Origin of the sequence: Streptomyces sp. 8N616, from assembly GCF_052246385.1 — a bacterium.
Classification (GTDB): domain Bacteria; phylum Actinomycetota; class Actinomycetes; order Streptomycetales; family Streptomycetaceae; genus Streptomyces.
In genome coordinates this window covers 110554-131319 of the sequence record NZ_JBQQBY010000007.1, presented here as the reverse complement: position 1 = coordinate 131319, position 20766 = coordinate 110554, and the positions used below count along the sequence as shown (strand labels likewise).

The following is a 20766-nucleotide window of genomic DNA, read 5'->3' as shown; positions in this document are numbered from 1 at the left end:
CTGAAAGGGCCGCCTGCGAGGCTTGAGAAGGCCTGAGAAGGAACGCCGGAGCCGGAGACGGCCGGAGACGGGAAGCCCATGCATGTGCTGATCCTCGGCGGCACCACGGAGGCCCGCCGGCTCGCCGCCCAGCTGGCCGCCCGGCATCCCGCGCCGCGCGTCACCAGCTCGCTCGCCGGACGGGTGGCCGCGCCGCGGATGCCCGCGGGGGAGGTGCGGGTCGGCGGGTTCGGCGGCCCGGAGGCCCTCGCCCGGTGGATCGAGGAGCACGCGGTGGGCGCCGTGGTCGACGCGACGCATCCCTTCGCCGAGGGCATCAGCGCCGGCGCCGCGCGGGCCGCCGCGGCGACGGGCGTGCCGCTGGTGGCCCTGCGCAGGCCCGGCTGGGAGGCCGGCCCCGGGGACCGCTGGCACCCAGCGGACTCGCTCGAAGGGGCCGCCGCCCTGCTGCCCGGGATCGCGGGCCCCGGCGGCCGGGTCTTCCTCACCACAGGACGCCAGAAGCTGGCTGCCTTCGCGGACCCGCGCCTGGACCAACTCCACTTCCTCGTACGGTCGGTGGAGCCGCCGGAGCCACCGCTGCCGCGCCACGCGCACATCCTGCTGGACCGCGGCCCGTACTCCGTCGAGGGCGAGACCGCGCTGCTGCGCGAACACCGCATCGACGTCCTCGTCACCAAGGACAGCGGCGGTACCGCCACAGCGGCGAAACTGACCGCTGCCCGTGCGCTGGAACTGCCGGTGGTAGTGGTCCGCCGCCCGACCCCACCGCCGGGGGTAGGGGTCGTGCCCGACGTCGCGGACGCGCTGGCGTGGCTCGCCGCCCTGCCCCTGCCGCCCCGGCGCTTCGCGCCGGAATTTCCCGCCCGACCGCCCTTCTGAGGGCGGGTGGGGGGCCGGGGGCGGCCGTCGGTCACCCCTGTTTCGGCTTGCGCCTGAGCAGATACGTGTCCATGATCCAGCCCTTGCGGTCCCTGGCCTCCGCCCGCACCGCCGAGATCTCGTCCGCGACCTCCGGCAGCCTGCCGGAGACCAGGATCTCGTCCGGCGTCCCCACGTAAGCGCCCCAGTAGATGTGCAGGTCCTCGTCCCGGAAGCGGAGATACGTCCGGTGCGCGTCCAGCATCACCACGACATCGTCCGCGTCCTCCGGGAAGCCCTCCTCCGACAGCCTCCGCCCCGTGGTGATCCGCACCGGGCGGCCCACCTGGTTCAGCCCGGTGCGGTGCCGGGCCGCCAGCGCCGAGACGCTGCTCACGCCGGGGACCACCTCGAAGTCGAAGGACACCTCGCCGCGCGCGAGGATGTCCTCCAGGATCCCGATGGTGCTGTCGTACAGCGCCGGATCGCCCCACACCAGGAACGCCCCGCACTCGCCTTCCGACAGCTCGTCGCGGATCAGCCGCTCGCAGACGTCGGCCCTGCGACGGCGCCAGTCCCCGACGGCGGGCGCGTAGCCGGGAGTCGGGGCCGTGCGGTCCCGGTTCGGGTCCCGCGCGTCCACCAGCCGGTACGGCCGCTGCCCGGCGTGCAGGGCCAGGATGTGGCGGCGCAACGCGACCAGATCGGCCTTCTCCTGACCCTTGTCCAGGATGAAGAAGACGTCGGCCGATGTGATCGCCTTCACGGCCTGCAGGGTCAAGTGGTCGGGGTCGCCCGCTCCGATGCCGATGACGAGGATCTTTCTCACGGCGCCGAGTCTGCCGTACGGGTGGCCGAGGTCCGCAGTTTGGGTGGTCAAGGCATCGAACGAGGTCAAGGTCACATCCGAGCGCACTGCTGCTCAGGGGGCAACCTCGCCTAGCCTTCCCCCATGACGGTCCTGCCTGACGACGGGCTGTCCCTGGCCGCCGAGTTCCCGGAAGCGACCCGCAAGCAGTGGCAGAGCCTGGTAGCAGGCGTGCTGCGCAAGTCGGGTGCGAACGACGTCTCGGACACCGCGGCCGAGGACGCCCTCTCCACCGAGCTCGAGGACGGGCTCACCGCCCGCCCGCTGTACACCGCCGAGGACGGCGCCGCGGACCCCGGGTACCCGGGCTTCCCCCCGTTCGTCAGGGGCAGCAGAGCGGAGGGCACCGCGGTCTCCGGATGGGACGTCCGCCAGCGCCACACCGACCCCGACCCCAAGGCGTCCAACGAGGCCCTGCTCGCCGACCTCGAGAACGGCGCCACCTCCGTGTGGCTCGCCGTCGGAGAGGCCGGAGTGCCGGTCGCCGCGCTCCCGCAGGCGCTCGACGGCGTCTACCTGGACCTGGCCTCCGTCGTCCTCGATCCCGGCGCCGACTTCGAGTCCGCCGCGCGCGAGCTCTTCCGCCTCTACGACGAGGTCGGCGTCGCGCCGCAGACCGCCCTCGCCCAGCTCGGCGCCGACCCGCTCGGGCTGGCCGCCCGCACGGGCCGGGCCGACGACGTCGCCCGGCAGTCGGCGGCCGCCGCCGCGCTCGCCGCGCGCTGCGACCACAACTACCCCGGCGTACGGGCCCTGGTGGCGGACGCCCTGCCGTACCACGAGGCCGGCGGCTCCGCCGCCGAGGAGCTGGGCTGTTCGCTCGCCACCGGCGTCGCCTACCTGCGCGACCTCACGGAGGCCGGGCTCTCCGTCGATGCGGCCTGCGCGCAGCTGGAGTTCCGCTACGCCGCCACCGCCGACCAGTTCCTGACGATCGCGAAGCTGCGGGCCGCGCGGCGGCTCTGGGCCCGGGTCGCGGAGGTCTGCGGCGCGAGCCCCGCCGCCGCGGCGCAGCGCCAGCACGCCGTGACCTCCCCGGTGATGATGTCCCGTCGGGACCCGTGGGTGAACATGCTCCGCACGACGGTGGCCTGCCTCGGGGCCGGGGTCGGGGGAGCGGACGCGGTGACCGTGCTGCCCTTCGACAGCGCCCTCGGTCTGCCCGACGGCTTCGCCCGCCGCATCGCCCGCAACACCTCCTCGATCCTGCTGGAGGAGTCCCACCTGGCGCGGGTCATCGACCCGGCGGGCGGCTCCTGGTACGTGGAGCGGCTGACCGACGAGCTGGCCCGTGCCGCCTGGTCGTGGTTCCAGGAGATCGAGCGCGCCGGCGGACAGGCTCGCGGCTTGCGCTCCGGGCTCGTCGCGGACCGGCTGGCCGCCACCTGGGAGCGCCGCGCCGGGGACCTGGCCCACCGCCGCGAACCCGTCACCGGTGTCAGCGAGTTCCCGCACCTGGCCGAGCAGCCGGTGCAGCGCGGGCCCGCCCCCGCCGCGCCGTCCGGCGGCCTGCCGGTGGTGCGCCGCGACGAGGCGTACGAGGCGCTGCGGTCCCGCTCCGACGCGCACCTGGCCGCAACCGGCACCCGGCCGCGGGTGTTCCTGGCCACCCTCGGCCCGGCAGCCGCCCACACCGCTCGCGCGACCTTCGCCGCCAACCTCTTCCAGGCGGGCGGCATCGAGCCGGTGCCCGCGGAGGACGGCCGCACGCTCGCCGAGTCCTACGCGTCCAGCGGGGCGAGCGCCGCCTGCCTGTGCTCGAGCGACACGGTGTACGCCGAGCAGGCCGAGGCCGCGGCGGCCGAACTCAAGGCCGCGGGCGCCACCCGTATCTACCTGGCGGGAAGGCCGGGGGAGAGCCGGGGCGCCTACGAGCGGGCCGGAGTCGACGAGTTCCTTTTCGCAGGCGCCGACGCGGTCGCGGCCTTGTCCGCGGCCCTCGACGACATGGGAGTGGCGTGATGCACGGCAGTGCGGGCAAGCCCGCGACGATCCCCGACTTCTCGGGAGTTGAGCTGGGACCGGACGGAGGCTCGGCCGTCACCGGCGACCAGTGGCGGGCCGCGCTGAAGGAGTCCACCGGCAAGCGCGACGGCGACCTGGTGTGGGAGACCCCGGAGGGCATCGGCGTCAAGCCGCTCTACACCGCCGAGGACCTGGCCGGGCTCGACTTCCTGGAGACCTTCCCGGGCATCGCGCCGTACCTGCGCGGCCCCTACCCGACCATGTACGTCAACCAGCCCTGGACGGTCCGCCAGTACGCCGGATTCTCCACGGCCGAGGAGTCCAACGCCTTCTACCGCCGCAACCTCGCGGCCGGCCAGAAGGGCCTCTCCGTCGCCTTCGACCTCCCCACGCACCGCGGCTACGACAGCGACCACCCGCGGGTCACCGGCGACGTCGGCATGGCGGGCGTGGCGATCGACTCGATCTACGACATGCGGCAGCTCTTCGACGGCATCCCGCTGGACCGGATGAGCGTGTCGATGACGATGAACGGCGCGGTGCTGCCCGTGCTCGCGCTCTACATCGTCGCCGCGGAGGAGCAGGGCGTACCGCCCGAGAAGCTGGCGGGGACCATTCAGAACGACATCCTCAAGGAGTTCATGGTCCGCAACACCTACATCTATCCGCCGCAGCCCTCGATGCGGATCATCTCCGACATCTTCGCCTTCACCTCGCAGAAGATGCCGCGCTACAACTCCATCTCCATCTCCGGCTACCACATCCAGGAGGCCGGGGCGACGGCCGACCTGGAGCTGGCCTACACCCTGGCCGACGGCGTCGAGTACCTGCGCGCGGGCCGTGACGCGGGCCTGGACGTGGACGCCTTCGCGCCGCGGCTGTCGTTCTTCTGGGCGATCGGCATGAACTTCTTCATGGAGGTGGCGAAGCTGCGGGCGGCCCGGCTGCTGTGGGCCAAGCTCGTCAAGCGCTTCGAGCCGAAGAACGCCAAGTCGCTGTCGCTGCGCACCCATTCGCAGACCTCCGGCTGGTCGCTGACCGCGCAGGACGTCTTCAACAACGTGACCCGCACCTGCGTGGAGGCCATGGCCGCCACCCAGGGGCACACCCAGTCGCTGCACACCAACGCCCTCGACGAGGCGCTGGCCCTGCCCACCGACTTCTCCGCCCGCATTGCCCGCAACACCCAGCTGCTGCTGCAGCAGGAGTCCGGGACCTGCCGGGTCATCGATCCGTGGGGCGGCAGCGCGTACGTCGAGAGGCTCACCCACGACCTCGCCCGCCGCGCCTGGCAGCACATCGAGGAGGTCGAAGCCGCGGGCGGCATGGCCAAGGCCATCGACGCGGGTATCCCCAAGCTCCGGGTGGAGGAGGCCGCGGCGCGCACCCAGGCCCGTATCGACTCCGGGCGCCAGCCGGTCATCGGGGTCAACAAGTACCGGGCCGGGGGCGACGAGGAGATCGAGGTCCTCAAGGTCGACAACTCGGCCGTACGGGCCCAGCAGATCGACAAGCTCCGGCGGCTGCGCGCGGAGCGCGACGAGGCCGCGTGCCAGGACGCGCTGCACGCCCTCACCCGGGCCGCGGAGGCCGGGGCCGGAGCGGGTCTGGAGGGGAATCTGCTGGCCCTGGCCGTGAACGCGGCCCGCGCCAAGGCGACGGTCGGGGAGATCTCGGACGCCCTGGAGAAGGTGTACGGGCGGCACTCGGGCCAGATCCGTACGATCTCGGGTGTGTACAGGGAGGAAGCCGGGCCGTCGTCCGGAGTGGAGCGCACCCGGGGGCTGGTCGACGCCTTCGAGCGCGAGGAGGGCCGCCGGCCGCGCATCCTGGTCGCGAAGATGGGCCAGGACGGCCACGACCGCGGCCAGAAGGTGATCGCCACCGCCTTCGCGGACCTGGGCTTCGACGTGGACGTCGGCCCGCTGTTCCAGACCCCGGCCGAGGTCGCCCGCCAGGCCGTGGAGGCCGACGTGCACATCGTCGGGGTGTCCTCGCTCGCGGCCGGGCACCTGACGCTGGTGCCCGCGCTGCGCGACGAACTCGCCGCCCAGGGCCGGGAGGACATCACGATCGTGGTCGGCGGGGTCATCCCGCCCCAGGACGTCGAGCCGCTGCGGGAGATGGGCGCGGCCGCGGTGTTCCTGCCCGGCACGGTCATCCCGGACGCCGCCCACGACCTGCTGAAGACCCTCGCCGGGGTCCTCGGCCACGAGCTGTGAGCCCATGGCGCGGACGGTCGACATCGACGCGTACGCCAAGGGCGTTCTCGACGGATCCCGGGCCCACATCGCCCGGGCCATCACCCTCGTGGAGTCCACCCGGGCCGACCACCGGGAGCTCGCCCAGCAGCTGCTGATCGAGCTGCTGCCGCATACGGGCGCGGCGCGGCGGGTCGGGATCAGCGGGGTGCCCGGGGTCGGCAAGTCGACGTTCATCGACGCCCTCGGATCGATGCTGACGGGGAGTGGCCACCGGGTCGCGGTCCTCGCCGTCGACCCCTCGTCGACGCGTACGGGCGGCTCCATCCTCGGCGACAAGACCCGGATGGAGCGCCTCGCGGCCGACCCCGCGGCCTTCGTCCGGCCGTCGCCGAGCGCCGGGACGCTGGGCGGGGTGGCGCGGGCCACGCGAGAGTCGATGGTGGTGATGGAGGCCGCGGGCTACGACGTGGTGCTGGTGGAGACGGTGGGCGTCGGCCAGTCCGAGACGGCCGTCGCGGGCATGGTCGACACCTTTCTGCTGCTGTCGCTCGCGCGGACGGGCGACCAGCTGCAGGGCATCAAGAAGGGTGTGCTGGAGCTGGCCGATGTCGTGGCCATCAACAAGGCCGACGGGCCACATGAGCGGGACGCAAGGTCGGCGGCGCGCGAACTGGCAGGCGCGCTGCGGTTGTTGCAGCCGGTGGACGCGGAGTGGAATCCGCCGGTGCTGACCTGCAGTGCCCGGGAGGGCACTGGCCTGGACACGGTGTGGGAGAGGCTGGAGCAGCACCGGAAGGTGCTGGACGCGACGGGGCGGCTGGCGGCGAAGCGGCGCGACCAGCAGGTCGGCTGGACGTGGTCGATGGTCCGCGAGCAGTTGCTGGCGCGGCTGCGGGACCATCCCGAGGTCCTGCGCCTCGCGCCCGGTCTGGAACAGCAGGTCCGCGACGGCACCCTGACCGCAACGCTGGCGGCCGAACGCCTGCTGGCGGCGTTCGGCCGGTAGTCCGTGACTTCCCCGTCCGGAGGCCGGGTCCACGTCCCCGCCCGCGGACCGCGCCGTCCCGTCGTCGGGGCGGCAAGAACTTCCCGCCGCGAGGGGGAGTAAGCCCCACGGCGAGACCGGCGGTGCCGAACTCAACCGCACCATGGGGTTCCCGTGCCCCGGCTGGCACCTGGCGCACTACGTCCGCCCGCCCGACAGGGGGACGCGCGGGCGGCTTGTGTGTGTTTTCGGTCTACGGAAGGTGGGTTCCGGAACATCAGTGACCGCTGTGGCCGAGTGGGCCATGCGATGGCAGGGACAAGCGCGCGCCCGCACCCTGCTCACGGCGCCCCCGGCTGGGCCTTGACCGCGACCAGGCGCGTCCCGTCGAGCGTCCGCACCTCGAACCGTTCGATGTCCGCCCGGTCCATGGCAGCCGCGCCCTGGGCCCACAGGAATTCGTTCTGGCTCGCCGTGCCGGGGACGCCGTAGCCGCTCGGCGGGACGGACCATGTCGCGACGGTCTGCTCGTCACCGTTCCGGCCGACGGCGAGCAGCCGGCAGGTCAACGGGCCCCGTACGTTCTTGACTTCGAGCCCGACGTCCGTGCCCCAGTCCCGCTTCTCCATGCCGACCATGGCGGCCACCCCGCTGCCCGGGTCCGTGTGCCTGACCTTCTCGTCGAGCGCCAGCACCTGCTCCTTCGCGCTGGTGGGCGCCCCGGGCGCCGCCCCCGACCGGCCGAGGCCGGCCACGACCGAGCTGCCGAGGACGAGCGCGGCGGCGGCCGCGAGAAGGTACGTCCGGCGCTTACGGCCCGCCCGCCGGACCGCGGTGACTTCGCGCGTCATCCGGTCGAACAGCCCCGGGCTCGGCTCCGGCACCCAGGTCTCGCCCGGCGGCCACGTCGCCGCGAGCCCGGCCAGCAGCGATTCGAGGCGCGCGAACTCGCGCAGCTGCGCGACGCAGGCGGCGCACTCGTCCAAGTGCGCCTCGAAGTGCCAGGCGTCGGCCGGCTCCATGACGCCGAGCGCGTAGGCGCCTGTGGCGAGATGCTGCTGCGTTGTCATCCATCGCTCCTTGTTCCCTATCAGGTACGGAGGGGAACGGCGATCGGCTCAACGCCGAGCGGGGCGAACGGAGGAGGTTTCGCCGGAATCGTCACCGGAATCGTCAGAAGAGGTGGATGGCCAGGTGGCCGAGGGGAAGCCCCAGCTGCCAGGCGGGGGTCCAGATCTTCGGCGCGTCCTCCTCGGCCTCGTCGAGCCCGGCGTCGCTCCACGGGCCGGGCGCGTCGAGGTCGGCGGCGAGCAGCTCGGTCTCGTCCAGCCACTGCCAGGCGGCCTTGGCCAGCGCCAGGTCGGGGCTCCGGCCGCCGGTGCCGCCGGAACCGCCCGGACCGTCGGAGCTGCCCGGACCGGCGGAACCGCCCGACCCGCGGTCCTCCTCCTCGAGGCGCTCCAGGCGCTCGCGGACCCACTCCTCCCACGGCTGGTCGTGGGCCGTCAGTGAACGCCAGTGCTCCAGCTGCGAGATGACGCGGATGCCGCCCAGCTCGCCCTCGGTGTCGGAGAGGAAGATCGTCAGGGCCAGGGCGTCCCGGCCGGCCCGGAACTCGAAGGTCGTCGGGGGCATGAGATCGCCGGTCCGCAGCAGCTCGTCGGCGATGTACTCGGCGTACATCCATGCCATGGGTACTGCCAACTCACCACCGCTGGTGCCGTTCGAGCGATCGGGGCGCATCCCGCAACACCTTCTTCCGGTTCTTCCGGGCTCTAGCTCACATGCGGTCGAGGGGGTCCCCCGAGCGCTGATTCTTCACCCTCACACACGCGCGGCGTGCGAGGTTTGCTCAATGCCCATGAGGGGTAATGCCGTCCGTCACATTTCCAGCCGGTACACGCGGCGGGCGTTGTCCGCGCAGATCATGGCCGCCACCCGCGCCGCGTCCCCGTGTGACCAGGCGCCCGCTGCGGTCCAGCCGGCCAGCAGCCCGGTCAGCGCCTCGCGGAAGAGCCGCGCGCCCACCACGTACAACTCGGGCAGGCCGTAGGCGTCGGTGGAGAACAGCAGCTTGCCGAAGGGGACCAGCTCGAGCACCTCGGCGAGGACGGCCCCGGCCCGCGCTCCGGCGTGGCTCAGCGCCAGGCCCACATCGGCGTACACATGCGGGTAGGCGCTCGCCAGGTACGCGGCGCTCCGGTGGTACGGGTAGCCGTGCAGCAGGATCAGCGGGCAGCCGGTGGGGCGTACGGCGCGGACGAAGTCGGTCAGCAGCAGCGGATCGGCGCGGTGCAGGGTCACGTCCGGGTCGCCGAAGCCGGTGTGGAGCTGGAGCGGCAGCCCGGTCCCGGCGGCCGACCACAGGAGGTGGCGCAGCAGGACGGGGTCGGTCAGCCGCCCGCCCGGCGCGCGTCCTGCGAGCCAGCGCCGGGCCGCCTCGCGCACCTCGCCGGGGCCCGGCGGGCCCGGCGCGAAGTCCAGCCCGTACCGGTACGCGATCACCGACTTGAAGCCCGCCGCCGTCCGCGCGGCACCGCGCACCGCCTCCGCCAGGCCGTCGAGGAAGGACTCGGCGGTACGGGTGGCGTCGGCGGCGTCCTCGGCCAGCAGCTCCAGGCGTACGATCTCGCGCGCCGTGGCGCCGCCCAGCGCGGCAAGTTCCTGAGCGGGCGTCAGATCACCCGGGCCGGGACCGGGACCTGGACCCGGACCGCCGCGCGGTCCCGTGTCCACCAGATAGACGGCGATCCCGGTGGCCCGCAGCAGCCGCCGGGTGACCACGGCCGGGCCCAGCTCGCGCCGCCGGGCGAGATAGTGCGCGGGCGGGCAGTGCGGTTCGAGGCCGAGCAGCGGCGGGCACCAGCGGCGCATCGCGAAGCCCAGCTGGGTGTCGAAGGAGGTCGTGCCGGGTGCCGCGGGAGCGTCGGACTCCGTGAGGAAGGACTCGAAGGCGGCGGCGTCCAGGGCGGAGCGGGCCACGCCGTGGCAGTGGTGATCCACCAGGGGCGGCAGCCGCGGTGCCGCTGCCCCCGCGGACTCACGGCCCGCCCCCGCCGGGCGCGCCGCCCCCGCCGAGTGCGCCCCCGCCCCAGCGGTCTCACCCGCCCCGTCCAACGCTCAGTACCTCCACCGGGTGGCGGCCGCGATGTCCTGCGGACCGGCCCCCTCGAACAGGGCCGCCTCCGCGCGCCGCACCGCTGCGACGGCCTCGAAGAGCGGATCGCCCAGCGCCTCGCGCAGCACCGCGGAACCTTCGAAGTGCCGCAGCGCCTCCGGCAGCGAGGTGGGCAGCCGGGCCTCCCTGCCCTCGTGCGCCGGGTCGCCCGCCACGGGCGGCGGCAGCGAGAGCCCCGCGTCCAGACCTGCCAGCCCCGCGGCGATCACCGCGCCCGTGACCAGATACGGGTTGCCGGCCGCGTCGAAGCACTTGATCTCCGCGTTCGCGCCCCCGGGGTCGTCCGGGGCGCCGGTGATGAAGCGGATCGCGGCCTCGCGGTTCTCCAGGCCCCAGCACTGGAACACCCCGGCCCAGCGGGAGGGTTCGAGCCGCAGATAGCTCGCGGGGGAGGGCGCGCCGACGGCGAGCAGCGCGGGCAGCTCGCGGAGCACCCCGGCGAGGAACGCCTCGGCGACCGGCGTCATCCCGTACGGACCCTCGCCGCCCCGGCACAGGTTCCGGCCCTCCTGCCACAGACTCAGGTGCAGATGGCCGCCGTTGCCGACCATGCCGGGCTCCACGGCCGGGGCGAACGAGGAGGCGAGCCCGTGCCGTACGGACACCGCGCGGACCGTCTCCCGTACCAGCACGGCGAGATCGGCCGCGCCGACCGGGTCCGCGGGCACGACGGACACCTCGAACTGCCCCGGCGCGTACTCGGGATGGATCTGCATCACGTCGATGCGCTGCGCGACGAGAGCGTCCAGGACGCCGCCGACGTACTCGGAGAGCTCGACGATGCGGGTCATGCCGTAGGCCGGGCCGCCGGTCGGGTAGCGCAGCTCCGCTCCCGCCCCTGCGACCGCGGTCTCGCCGCGCGCGATGACCCACTCCGTCTCGAAGCCCATGCGCAGCTCAAGACCGCGCGCCGAGGCCAGGCCTGCCATGCGCCGTGCGAAGAGCCGCTGGCACCCCGGGTGCGGGACGCCCTGCTGGTCGTACCGGTCGACCGGGGCCCAGGCCCAACCGGGCTGCCCGGCCAGCGGGGTCAGCCGGTCGAGGTCGGGGAAGAGCCGCAGGTCGCCGCCGGGGCCGCCGATGTGGCGGCTGGTCGTCGCCGAGTCGTCGACGAGATAGACGTCGAAGACCGGGGACATGCCGATGCCCCAGCGGGCCGCCTGCGCGAGCCGCGCGGTGGGCAGGGCCTTGGCACGGGTGATGCCCGCGTTGTCCACCCAGGTGAGAGCGATACGGCGGACCCCCTCCGCGGACAGCTCCCCGGCCTCCTGCCGGGCCCGTTCCCGGGCGCGCTCCCGGTCGGCGGCTCCCGGGGGGCCGCTCACGCCTCGCCCGGGTGCCAGGCCGGCCACTCGCCGGGCCGGTCGGCCCAGTAGACCTGCTCGGGGTCGCCCAGGTCGAGACCGGGGAAGACCTGCCGCACCCGCGGTTCGAACTCCTCGCGCTCCAGGGGCTCCCAGCCGAGACCCTGCAGATGGACCAGGCGGTACCGGCTGTCGGTCTCGAACGGGGCCACGACGACCGGGAAGTCCGGCTCGGGCGTGTTCGGGGCGTTCTCCATGCCTCCAGGGTGCTCCGCGGCCGTCCTTCCGGCTAGCCAGGCCCTGTCCGGGCGATCACGAACGGCCCCTTCGCCGCCCGGTACGGCTCCCGCAGAGCTTCGCCTGGGAGGTGCCTCCAGCTGCGTTGCCGGAGTCGTCCGCCACGCCGTGCCAGCGGCATATCGACAGCAGCGCCCAGTACGAGGACGATCTTCCCCAGACTCCGTCCGGGGGGACCCCCACCGCCTTGCGATGCTCCCCCTGGGGGCACCTCCCGGGCCGCCAGGCCCAGGGGGACTACCGCTGGGTGGGGGTACCCCCAGCACCGGACGACGCCTGGTCCGCCCGTAATCGCCCGGACAGGGCCTGGCGGCGCCGTGGACCGGTGGATAGTTGACTGGAGGGATGACAGGGGTGACTGGAGCAGAGAACTGCCGGTTCTGCGCGATCGTCGCCGGCGAGGTGGCGAGCCACCGGGTCTTCGAGGACGGGACGGTGGTGGCGTTCCTCGACGCGCGGCCGCTGTTCCCCGGCCATGTGCTGGTGGTGCCCCGGCGGCACTTCGAGACGCTCGCCGATCTCCCGGCGTCCGACGTGGGGCCGTTCTTCAGCCGGGTGCAGCAGATCGCGGGAGCCGTGGAGCGGGCCATGGCTGCCGCCGGGTCCTTCGTGGCAGCGAACAACCGGGTCAGCCAGTCCGTACCGCACTTCCACGTGCACGTCGTACCGCGCAACCGCAAGGACGGGCTGCGCGGCTTCTTCTGGCCGCGCACCCGCTACGCCGACGAGGCGCAGGCGGAGGAGGTCGCGGCCCGGGTGCGGGCGGCGCTGGACGCCTGATCCGGCCCGCGGCCCGATGGCATCGGCAGCCGTTTGCATGTTCGGTCGTTTTGGGATGGAGTCGGAGTGTCAGGGATGTAGCCAGTCCTGCGGGGTTCCGCGTCTCCCCGGACTGGGGGTGGATCATGTTCGCCGACCGTGCTGAGGCGGGCCGCCTGCTGGCCGCGCAGCTGGAGCACCTCAGGAACGAGAATCCCGTCGTCCTCGGACTGCCGCGCGGCGGAGTCCCCGTGGCGTATCAGGTCGCTCGGGCCCTCGGCGCCCCGCTGGACGTCATCCTGGTCCGCAAGCTCGGCGTCCCCTCCCACCGTGAGCTCGGCTTCGGCGCCATCGGCGAGGGCGGGGTGCGGCTCGTGCACGAGCACATCGTCGCGATGAGCAGAGCCGACGACGCGGCGCTCGCGGCGGTCGAGCGCACCGAGGAGGCGGAACTCCGGCGGCAGGCCGAGCGGTTCCGCCGCGGCCGCGAGCGGGTCCCGGTCGAAGACCGTACGGCCATCGTGGTGGACGACGGCATCGCGACCGGCGCGACCGCGTCCGTGGCCTGCCGGGTGGCGCGGGCCCAGGGGGCGGCCAAGGTCGTGCTCGCCGTACCCGTGGCGCCGCCCGACGCCGCGGCCGCCCTGCGCGTCGAGGTGGACGAACTGGTGTGCCTGTCCACGCCCGCGGCGTTCTTCGCGGTGGGGGAGTGGTACGAGGACTTCTCGCAGACGCCGGACTCGGAAGTCGTCGACCTGCTGGCCCAGAACACCGTCCCGGCACGGCCCCACGACCCGGTGGAGCCCGCGTACCCCTCCGACCCTGCCGATCCCCCGGAGACCGAGATCCGGAGGGAAGTGGAGATTCCCGTGCCGTCGGACCGGGTCCGGCTGCCGGGCGACCTCCGCGTCCCCGCGGGCGCGCCGGGCATCGTCGCCTTCGCGCACGGCAGCGGCAGCAGCCGGCACAGCCCGCGCAACCGCGCCGTCGCGACGGCGCTGAACGAGGCGGGCCTCGGAACCCTCCTCTTCGACCTGCTCACCCCCGACGAGGAGCTCGACCGGGCCAACGTCTTCGACGTCGAGACGCTGGCCCGCAGGCTGGCGGAAGCGACCCGCGTGCTGCGCCGCGAGCAGCGCGTCCCGGTGGGCTACTTCGGGGCGAGCACAGGCGCGGCCGCGGCGCTCTGGGCCGCAGCGGAAGGCAGCGCCGAGGGCAACGGCATCGCCGCCGTGGTCTCCCGGGGCGGCAGGCCCGACCTCGCCGGGCCGAAGCTCGGTGACGTACGGGCCCCCACGCTGCTCATCGTCGGCGGCCGGGACGAGACCGTGGTCGACCTCAACCGCCAGGCGCAGTCCCGGATGATGTGTGAGAACCGGCTCGCGGTCATCCCGGGAGCCACCCATCTCTTCGAGGAACCCGGGGCGCTGGACGCCGTCTCCGACCTCGCACGGGACTGGTTCCTCGACCATTTCAAGGCGCATTCTGGAAGGTGACGCTGGAGGTGAAAGCCATGGAAACCACGGTCGGATGGCACGTCGACATGGAGTTCCGCGAGGTCGACACGAAGACCGAGGCTGCCGCCCTTCTGAGACTCCAGGACGGTACGGAACTGCGGGCGCACGGGCGGGCCAACAAGCACCCCGACGACCCGGAACAGCCACGGGTCGGCGAGGAGATCGCGGCCGCGAGGGCGCTGAACGACCTGGCGCGCCAGCTGCTGGCGAAAGCGGGCGTGGAGATCGAGGAGGTCACGCACCTCCGGGCGCACCTGGCCATGTGAGGTGCCGTGCGGGACCCGGGGTCCGGGCCCGCGCCGCGGGAGAGCCCGCGGCGCGGGCCCGAACTAAAATGGCGGTGTGGTCCGGCGCAACGAAGAGGTCGAGGCGCTGCTTCAGGAGTATGCGGACCTCGTCCTGATCACCGGCGGAGACGCGTTCAAGGCCCGCGCCTACGAGAAGGCCGCACGCGCCATAGGCGGCTACCACGCCGACGTCTCGAAGCTCGACGCCGAAGGACTCCGCGAGATCCCCAACGTCGGAAAGTCCATCGCGGACAAGGTGATCGAGTACCTGCACACCGGCACGATGCCCGCCGTCGAGGAAGTCAGGTCCCGTATCCCCGCGGGCGTACGCCAGCTCATGGCCATCCCCACCCTCGGCCCCAAGAAGGCCATGACCCTCTACGAGGACCTGCACATCTCCTCGGTGCCCGAGCTCCTCGACGCCATCCACGAGGAGCGGCTGCGCGACCTCAAGGGCTTCGGCCCGCGGACCGAGGAGAACATCCTGCACGGCATCGGGCTGATGCAGGCCGCGGGCGACCGGGTGCCGATCAACGCCGCGATGGAGGTCGCCGAGGAGATCGTGGCCGAGCTGTCGGAGATCGCCGGCTGCGAGAGCTGTACGTACGCCGGTTCTCTCCGCCGGATGCGCGAGACCATCGGGGACGTGGACATCCTCGTCGCGGCGGGCCGCTCCGAGCCGTTCATGGACGCCTTCACCCGGCTGCGGGACACCGCCGAGGTCATCGCCCACGGCGCGAAGAAGACCTCCGTCCGCACCACCAAGGGCCTCCAGGTCGACCTGCGGGTCGTGCCGCCCGACTCCTGGGGAGCGGGCCTGCAGTACTTCACCGGCTCCAAGGCGCACAACATCCGCACCCGCGAGATGGCGGTGCACAACAAGCTCAAACTCTCCGAGTACGGCCTCTTCCACGCCAAGAGCGGAAAGAAGATCGTCTCCGAGACCGAGGAGGAGGTCTACGCCCGGCTCGGCCTGCCCTGGATCCCGCCGACGCTGCGCGAGGACCGCGGCGAGGTCGCCGCGGGACTGCGCGGCGAGCTGCCGGACCTGGTGACCGAGGCGGACATCCGGGGCGACCTGCACACCCACACCAGCCTTACCGACGGCCTCGCGACGCTGGACGAGATGGTCGAGGCGGCCGCGCGGCGGGGCCTGCGGTACTACGCGATCACCGACCACGCCCCCAACCTCTACATGCAGCGGATGACCGACGAGAAAGTGTTGGCCCAGCGGACACGGGTACGCGAACTCGACGGCAGGCATCGGAAGATGCGCCTGCTGCACGGCACTGAGCTCAACATCGACCCGGAGGGAAACGTTGACTGGCCGCAGGAGTTCCTCCAGGACTTCGACCTCTGCGTGGCGTCCGTCCACTCGCACTTCAACCAAGGACGGGACGCCCTCACCCGGCGGTTCCTCACCGCCTGCGAGAACCCCGCAGTCAACATCATCGGCCACCCCACCACCCGGATCATCGGCAAGCGCCCCGGCCTCGACGTGGACCTCGACGCGGTCTTCGCCGCCTGTGCCCGCACCGGGACGGCACTGGAGATCAACGCCCACCCCGACCGCCTCGACCTGTCGGACGAGCACATCCTGCGCGCCAAGCGGCACGGCGTGAAGTTCGCCGTGAACACCGACGCCCACTCGCCGCTGCACCTGGAGTACCTGCGTTACGGGGTGGGCACGGCGCAGCGGGGCTGGCTCACCGCGGAGGATGTGATCAACACCTGGCCGCTGGAACGGTTGCGGCGTTTTCTCCGCAAGGGCGGCACTGCGGGTGCATCGTCCTAGTCTGGTAGTACTCATTTGTCCCCGAGCCTGGGGGAGATCATGGAACTCGGTTTTCTCAAGCCGCTCTTCGACCGTCCGGGCCCATGGGCCTCGGTGTACATCGACACCACGCGCGCGACCGAGGACGCGCCGGCACAGCAGAGGCTCCGTGAGCGTGCCATCGCCGGCCAGCTCATCGACGCCGGCGCCGACGCCTATACCACCAGGGCGGTGATGAAGAGGCTCGCCGACGAGCCCGTGGCCGGGTCGCCCCCGGGCCGGGCGCTCTTCGCAGCGGGCGCCGAGGTCGTCCTCGACATCCCGCTCGCCCGTTCCCCGATCGTCGGCGAGGCCGCCTGGTCGACTCTGCCGCACATCGCACCGCTGCCGGGTCTCCTCGACGACCTGCCGCCGTGCCTGATCGCGTACATCGACCGCACCGGCGCGGATCTGGAGCTCCGCGACGCCTACCGGCGCGAGCCCGTGGGCCGTGCGGAGGGCAGGGAGTGGCGCAACCACCGCAGCCTCCCCGAGGACCGGTACGAGTGGCACTACCGGAACAAGACCGAGAACATCTGGAACGAGAACGCCGAGTTCATCGCCACCGAGATCGCCCGGCGCTGGCCGGAGAGCGGCGCGGAGGTGCTCGTCCTGGTCGGCGACCCGCGCGAGCGCAGGGCCGTGCACAACGAGCTGCCCGAGCAGGTCCAGGCGGTCGCCGTCGAGGTCGAGCGCGGCAACAGGTCCTCCGCCGACGGCCAGCTCGACCGGCGGATCGCCGAGGTCCGCGAGAAGCAGGCGCGCACACGTCTGGAAGGCGCCCTGGAGCGCTTCCGCATCGGCCGCGGGCGTCCGGGCGAGCACCGGGCCGGGCCCGTCGACACCGGCCCCGGAGAGGCCGCGGAGGGAGTCCCCGCCGTGGTGAACGCCGCCCGCTCCCACCAGGTGGCCACGCTGCTGCTGGGCCAGGCCGCTTCGGACGCGGGCCGCGACGTGTGGATCGGCCCCGAGCCCGACCAGATCGCCGTGCAGCGCTCCGAAACCCAGGCGATGGGCGTCGCCAAGCCCGAGCGGGCGCGCGCGGACGACGCGCTGATGCGATCGGCCGCGGTGGCCGACGCCGAGCTGCTGCTGGTCCCGGAGGGGATGCCGGGGCCCGCGGGCGGGCTCGGTGCCGTCCTGCGCTGGACCTTCTGACCGCGGAGGCGGTGTATGGCGCGCGCGGACACCGATACCGGCGCCAGGCCCGGTACGGGGCACAGCGCGGAGGCGGACGGCCTCCGCGCTGCCGGCTCCGTGGCGCACCGGCTCATCGCCGCCCACCTCGTGGCCGGCCGGATGGAGCCGGGCGAGGAGATCGGGCTGCGCGTCGACCAGACCCTCACCCAGGACGCCACCGGCACCCTGGTCATGCAGGAGCTGGAGGCGCTGGGCCTGGACCGGGTGCGGACCGAGGTGAGCGTCCAGTACGTCGACCACAACATCCTGCAGGCCGACGAGCGCAACGCCGAGGACCACATCTTCCTCAGGTCCGGCGCCCGGCGCTTCGGGCTCTGGTACTCCAAGCCCGGCAACGGCGTCTCGCACCCCACCCACATGCAGCGCTTCGGCATCCCCGGCAAGACCCTCGCCGGCTCCGACTCCCACACCTGCGCCGCGGGCTCGCTCGGCATGCTCGCCGTAGGCGTCGGCGGCCTCGAAGTGGCGCTCGCCATGGCCGGACACCCCCTCCACCTGCGGATGCCGCACATCTGGGGGGTTCGGCTCACGGGCGAGCTGCCCCCTTACGTCAGCGCCAAGGACGTCATCCTGGAGATGCTGCGGCGGCACGGCGTGAAGGGCGCCCTCGACCGGATCCTGGAGTACCACGGCCCGGGCCTGGCGAGCCTCACGGCCATGGACCGGCACGTCATCGCCAACATGGGCGCCGAGCTCGGCGCCACCGCCACCGTGTTCCCCGCCGACGACGCCGTACGGACCTTCCTGCGTGCCGAAGGCCGGGAGGAGGACTTCACCGAGATCACCGCGGAGCCGGGCGCCCGCTACGACCTGGACGAGGAGATCGACCTCTCCGCCCTGGAGCCGCTGATCGCCAGGCCCAGCTCGCCCGGCAACGTCGTGCCCGTACGGGACGTGGCCGGCGAGCCCGTGTCCCAGGCCGTCGTCGGGTCCTCCGCCAACCCGGGCCTGCGCGATTTCGCGATCACCGCCGCCATGGTCAAAGGGCGCCAGACGGCCCCGGGGGTGAGCTTCGACGTCAACCCGACCTCCCGGGAGATCCTCCAGGACCTGACCCGGATGGGCGCCACTTTCGACCTGATCGCCGCTGGCGCCCGGATTCACCAGGCCGGGTGCCTGGGCTGCATCGGCATGGGCCAGGCGCCCGCCGCGGGACGCAACTCACTGCGCACCTTCCCGCGCAACTTCCCCGGCCGCTCCGGCACCGAGGAGGACGCCGTCTGGCTGTGCTCCCCGGAGACCGCCGCCGCCTCCGCGCTCACCGGCGTGATCACCGACCCTCGCGAATGGGCCGCCCGCGAGGGGGTGCAGCCTCCAGAGCTCGCCCTCCCCGAGGAGGCCGCGGTCAACACGGCGTCCCTCGAGCCGCCCCCGCCACCGGAGGTGGCCTCCGGCCTCCCGCTCGAGCGCGGCCCCAACATCTCCGCACTCCCCGACCTGGACCCCCTGCCCGACGCCCTCGAAGGCCCCGTCCTGCTGAAGGCCGGCGACAACGTCTCCACCGACGAGATCTCCCCCGCGGGCGCCAAGGCTCTCCCGTACCGCTCCAACATCCCGAAACTCGCCGAGTTCACCTTCACCCGGCTCGACCCCGAATACCCCCGGCGGGCCGCCGGGACGGGGAAGGGCGCCGCACACTTCGTCGTCGGCGGCGACAACTACGGGCAGGGCTCGTCCCGGGAGCACGCCGCGATCACCCCGCGCCATCTGGGCCTGCGGGCCGTCATCGCCAGGTCCTTCGCCCGCATCCACTGGCAGAACCTCGCGAACTTCGGCGTCCTGGCCCTCGAATTCGACGACCCCGCCGACTGGGACCGGATCGCGGCCGGTGACCTGCTGCGCCTGGACGGCCTGCGCACCGCACTCGCCCCGGACGCCGCGCCCGCCCTGCGGGTGCACAACACCACCAGGGGCGAGGACTACGCCGTGCACCACCGGCTCTCGCCGCGCCAGCGCGAGACGGTGCTCGCGGGCGGCATCATCCCCAGGCTCGCCGCGGAAGCGGAACCCGCTGCGGAAGCGGAACCCCCGGCGCGGGAGTAGAAACGAATGAGCGGGTCACCCGCTGCGTTAAGCACACCGCTGTCGTACCCGGCTGCCGTCACGCCTGCCGAGGAGGGATTCCCGTGCCGATCGCGACTGTCAACCCCACCACCGGGGAAACGCTCAAGACCTTCGACGCACTCGGCAGCGAGGAGATCGACACCCGGCTGGACCGCGCCCAGCGGGCGTTCCGCGAGCACCGGGTGACGTCATTCGCCCGCCGGGCCGAGCTGATGCGCGACGCGGCGGAACTGCTCGAGGCGGACCGGGACGACATCGCCCGCACCATGACCCTCGAGATGGGCAAGACCCTGAACGCGGCGCGCGCCGAGGCCGCCAAGTGCGTCAAGGCCATGCGCTGGTACGCGGACCACGCCGAGGAACAGCTCGCCGACGAGCGCCCGCGGTCCGCCGACGTCGAGGACTCCGGCGGCTCCCAGGCCATCGTGCGCTACCGCCCCATCGGACCGGTCCTCGCGATCATGCCGTGGAACTTCCCGCTCTGGCAGGTCGTACGGTTCGCCGCGCCCAACCTGATGGCCGGGAACGTCGGGCTCCTCAAGCACGCCTCGAACGTCCCGCAGACCGCGCTCTACCTGGAGGACCTGTTCCGCAGGGCGGGCTACCCCGAGGGCTGCTTCCAGACGCTGCTGGTCGGCTCCGACGCGGTCGCGGACATTCTGCGCGATCCCCGGGTCGCCGCCGCCACCCTCACCGGCAGCGAGCCGGCGGGCCGCGCCGTCGCCTCCATCGCGGGGGATGTGATCAAGAAAACCGTCCTCGAGCTGGGCGGCAGCGACCCGTTCCTGGTCCTGCCCTCGGCCGATCTCGACCGGGCCGTGCCGACCGCCGTCACCGCCCGCGTGCAGAACAACGGGCAGTCCTGCATCGCCGCCAAGCGCTTCATCGTGCACACCGACATCTACGACGCCTTCGCCTCGCGCTTCGTCCAGTCCATGTCAGCGCTGGCGGTCGGCGACCCGATGGAGGAGTCCACCGACGTGGGACCGCTCTCCAGCGAGCAGGGCCGGCGCTCCCTGGAGGAGCTGGTCGACGACGCCCGGGGGCGCGGCGCCACGGTCCTGTGCGGCGGCGACCGGCCGGAGGAGCGGACGGCGGGCTGGTTCTACGAACCCACGGTGCTGGCCGACGTCACTCCTCAGATGCGCATCCACTACGAGGAGGCGTTCGGGCCTGTGGCCACGCTCTACCGGGTCGCGGACCTGGACGAGGCGGTCCAGGTCGCCAACGACACCCCGTTCGGCCTGAGCTCCAACGTCTGGACCCGGGACGCGGCCGAGCAGGAGCGCTGCGCGCGGGACCTGGAGGCCGGAGGCGTCTACTTCAACGGCATGACCGCCTCACACCCCGGGTTCCCGTTCGGGGGTGTGAAGCGGTCGGGCTACGGGCGCGAGCTGGCCGGCCACGGCATCCGCGAGTTCTGCAACGCGACGACGATCTGGCACGGCGCCCCCGCGCCCTGAC

At 73.0% G+C, this 20766-nt stretch carries 17 protein-coding genes; 11 read left to right on the top strand and 6 right to left on the bottom strand.

From position 1 onward, the window contains the following. The first annotated feature begins 78 nt into the window (after positions 1-78). Complete coding sequence (locus ACTWQC_RS08645) at positions 79-882, top strand: cobalt-precorrin-6A reductase (RefSeq protein WP_443314971.1); 804 nt, start codon at positions 79-81, stop codon at positions 880-882. Between the two features lie 31 nt (positions 883-913). Here the strand turns inward: ACTWQC_RS08645 and cobF are convergent, their stop codons facing one another. Further along, positions 914-1690: a precorrin-6A synthase (deacetylating) gene (cobF, locus tag ACTWQC_RS08640; RefSeq protein ID WP_443315099.1), complete on the bottom strand. Its 777-nt coding sequence runs from the start codon at positions 1688-1690 to the stop codon at positions 914-916. 123 nt (positions 1691-1813) lie between these two features. Between cobF and ACTWQC_RS08635 the strand changes: the two genes are divergently transcribed. From ACTWQC_RS08635 to meaB, 3 genes are read left to right on the top strand one after another with little or no spacing between them, the layout of a single operon-like run. Continuing rightward, entirely contained in the window at positions 1814-3691 is a 1878-nt protein-coding gene (locus ACTWQC_RS08635; RefSeq protein WP_443314970.1) for a methylmalonyl-CoA mutase family protein, read from the top strand. Then, positions 3691-5916 carry a methylmalonyl-CoA mutase gene (gene scpA, locus ACTWQC_RS08630; protein WP_443314969.1) on the top strand — a complete coding sequence of 742 codons (2226 nt, stop codon included), beginning with the start codon at positions 3691-3693 and terminating at the stop codon, positions 5914-5916. Before ACTWQC_RS08635 ends, scpA begins: the two co-directional genes overlap by 1 nt. A gap of 4 nt (positions 5917-5920) precedes the next feature. Further along, positions 5921-6904, top strand: a complete 984-nt coding sequence (gene meaB / locus ACTWQC_RS08625; protein WP_443314968.1) for a methylmalonyl Co-A mutase-associated GTPase MeaB — start codon at positions 5921-5923, stop codon at positions 6902-6904. Positions 6905-7224: 320 nt separating this feature from the next. On the opposite strand, the gene ACTWQC_RS08620 is transcribed toward meaB, so the two are convergent. The 5 genes from ACTWQC_RS08620 to ACTWQC_RS08600 form a co-directional block, all read right to left on the bottom strand. Beyond that, positions 7225-7953 (bottom strand): zf-HC2 domain-containing protein, encoded by a 729-nt coding sequence (locus ACTWQC_RS08620; RefSeq protein ID WP_443314967.1) that lies wholly within the window; start codon positions 7951-7953, stop codon positions 7225-7227. 103 nt (positions 7954-8056) lie between these two features. Next, complete coding sequence (locus tag ACTWQC_RS08615; protein WP_443314966.1) at positions 8057-8626, bottom strand: hypothetical protein; 570 nt, start codon at positions 8624-8626, stop codon at positions 8057-8059. Between the two features lie 138 nt (positions 8627-8764). Next, on the bottom strand, positions 8765-9898 hold the full coding sequence (locus tag ACTWQC_RS08610) for an amidohydrolase family protein (protein ID WP_443315098.1): 1134 nt from the start codon (positions 9896-9898) through the stop codon (positions 8765-8767). Positions 9899-10003: 105 nt separating this feature from the next. Beyond that, positions 10004-11386, bottom strand: coding sequence for a glutamine synthetase (locus tag ACTWQC_RS08605; protein ID WP_443314965.1), 1383 nt, complete (start codon positions 11384-11386; stop codon positions 10004-10006). Further along, the gene (locus ACTWQC_RS08600; protein WP_443314964.1) at positions 11383-11622 is read right to left on the bottom strand and encodes a hypothetical protein; all 240 of its coding nucleotides are present in this window, start codon (positions 11620-11622) and stop codon (positions 11383-11385) included. Before ACTWQC_RS08600 ends, ACTWQC_RS08605 begins: the two co-directional genes overlap by 4 nt. Before the next feature lie 394 nt (positions 11623-12016). Here ACTWQC_RS08600 and ACTWQC_RS08595 point away from each other — a divergent pair, with 394 nt between their 5' ends. The 7 genes from ACTWQC_RS08595 (at position 12017) to ACTWQC_RS08565 (ending at position 20765) form a co-directional block, all read left to right on the top strand. Beyond that, positions 12017-12442: an HIT family protein gene (locus tag ACTWQC_RS08595; RefSeq protein ID WP_443314963.1), complete on the top strand. Its 426-nt coding sequence runs from the start codon at positions 12017-12019 to the stop codon at positions 12440-12442. Positions 12443-12564: 122 nt separating this feature from the next. Further along, a complete protein-coding gene (locus tag ACTWQC_RS08590; protein ID WP_443315097.1) occupies positions 12565-13917 on the top strand; it encodes a phosphoribosyltransferase family protein in 1353 nt (450 codons plus the stop codon). A 17-nt stretch (positions 13918-13934) separates the two neighbouring features. Continuing rightward, positions 13935-14204 carry a DUF1876 domain-containing protein gene (locus ACTWQC_RS08585; RefSeq protein ID WP_443314962.1) on the top strand — a complete coding sequence of 90 codons (270 nt, stop codon included), beginning with the start codon at positions 13935-13937 and terminating at the stop codon, positions 14202-14204. Positions 14205-14280: 76 nt separating this feature from the next. Then, the gene (polX, locus tag ACTWQC_RS08580) at positions 14281-16020 is read left to right on the top strand and encodes a DNA polymerase/3'-5' exonuclease PolX (protein WP_443314961.1); all 1740 of its coding nucleotides are present in this window, start codon (positions 14281-14283) and stop codon (positions 16018-16020) included. Between the two features lie 39 nt (positions 16021-16059). After that, the gene (locus ACTWQC_RS08575; protein WP_443314960.1) at positions 16060-17196 is read left to right on the top strand and encodes a baeRF2 domain-containing protein; all 1137 of its coding nucleotides are present in this window, start codon (positions 16060-16062) and stop codon (positions 17194-17196) included. Positions 17197-17211: 15 nt separating this feature from the next. Further along, positions 17212-19281 (top strand): aconitate hydratase, encoded by a 2070-nt coding sequence (locus ACTWQC_RS08570; protein ID WP_443314959.1) that lies wholly within the window; start codon positions 17212-17214, stop codon positions 19279-19281. Between the two features lie 83 nt (positions 19282-19364). After that, positions 19365-20765 (top strand): NADP-dependent succinic semialdehyde dehydrogenase, encoded by a 1401-nt coding sequence (locus ACTWQC_RS08565; RefSeq protein WP_443314958.1) that lies wholly within the window; start codon positions 19365-19367, stop codon positions 20763-20765. The last annotated feature ends 1 nt before the right edge of the window (position 20766 follow it).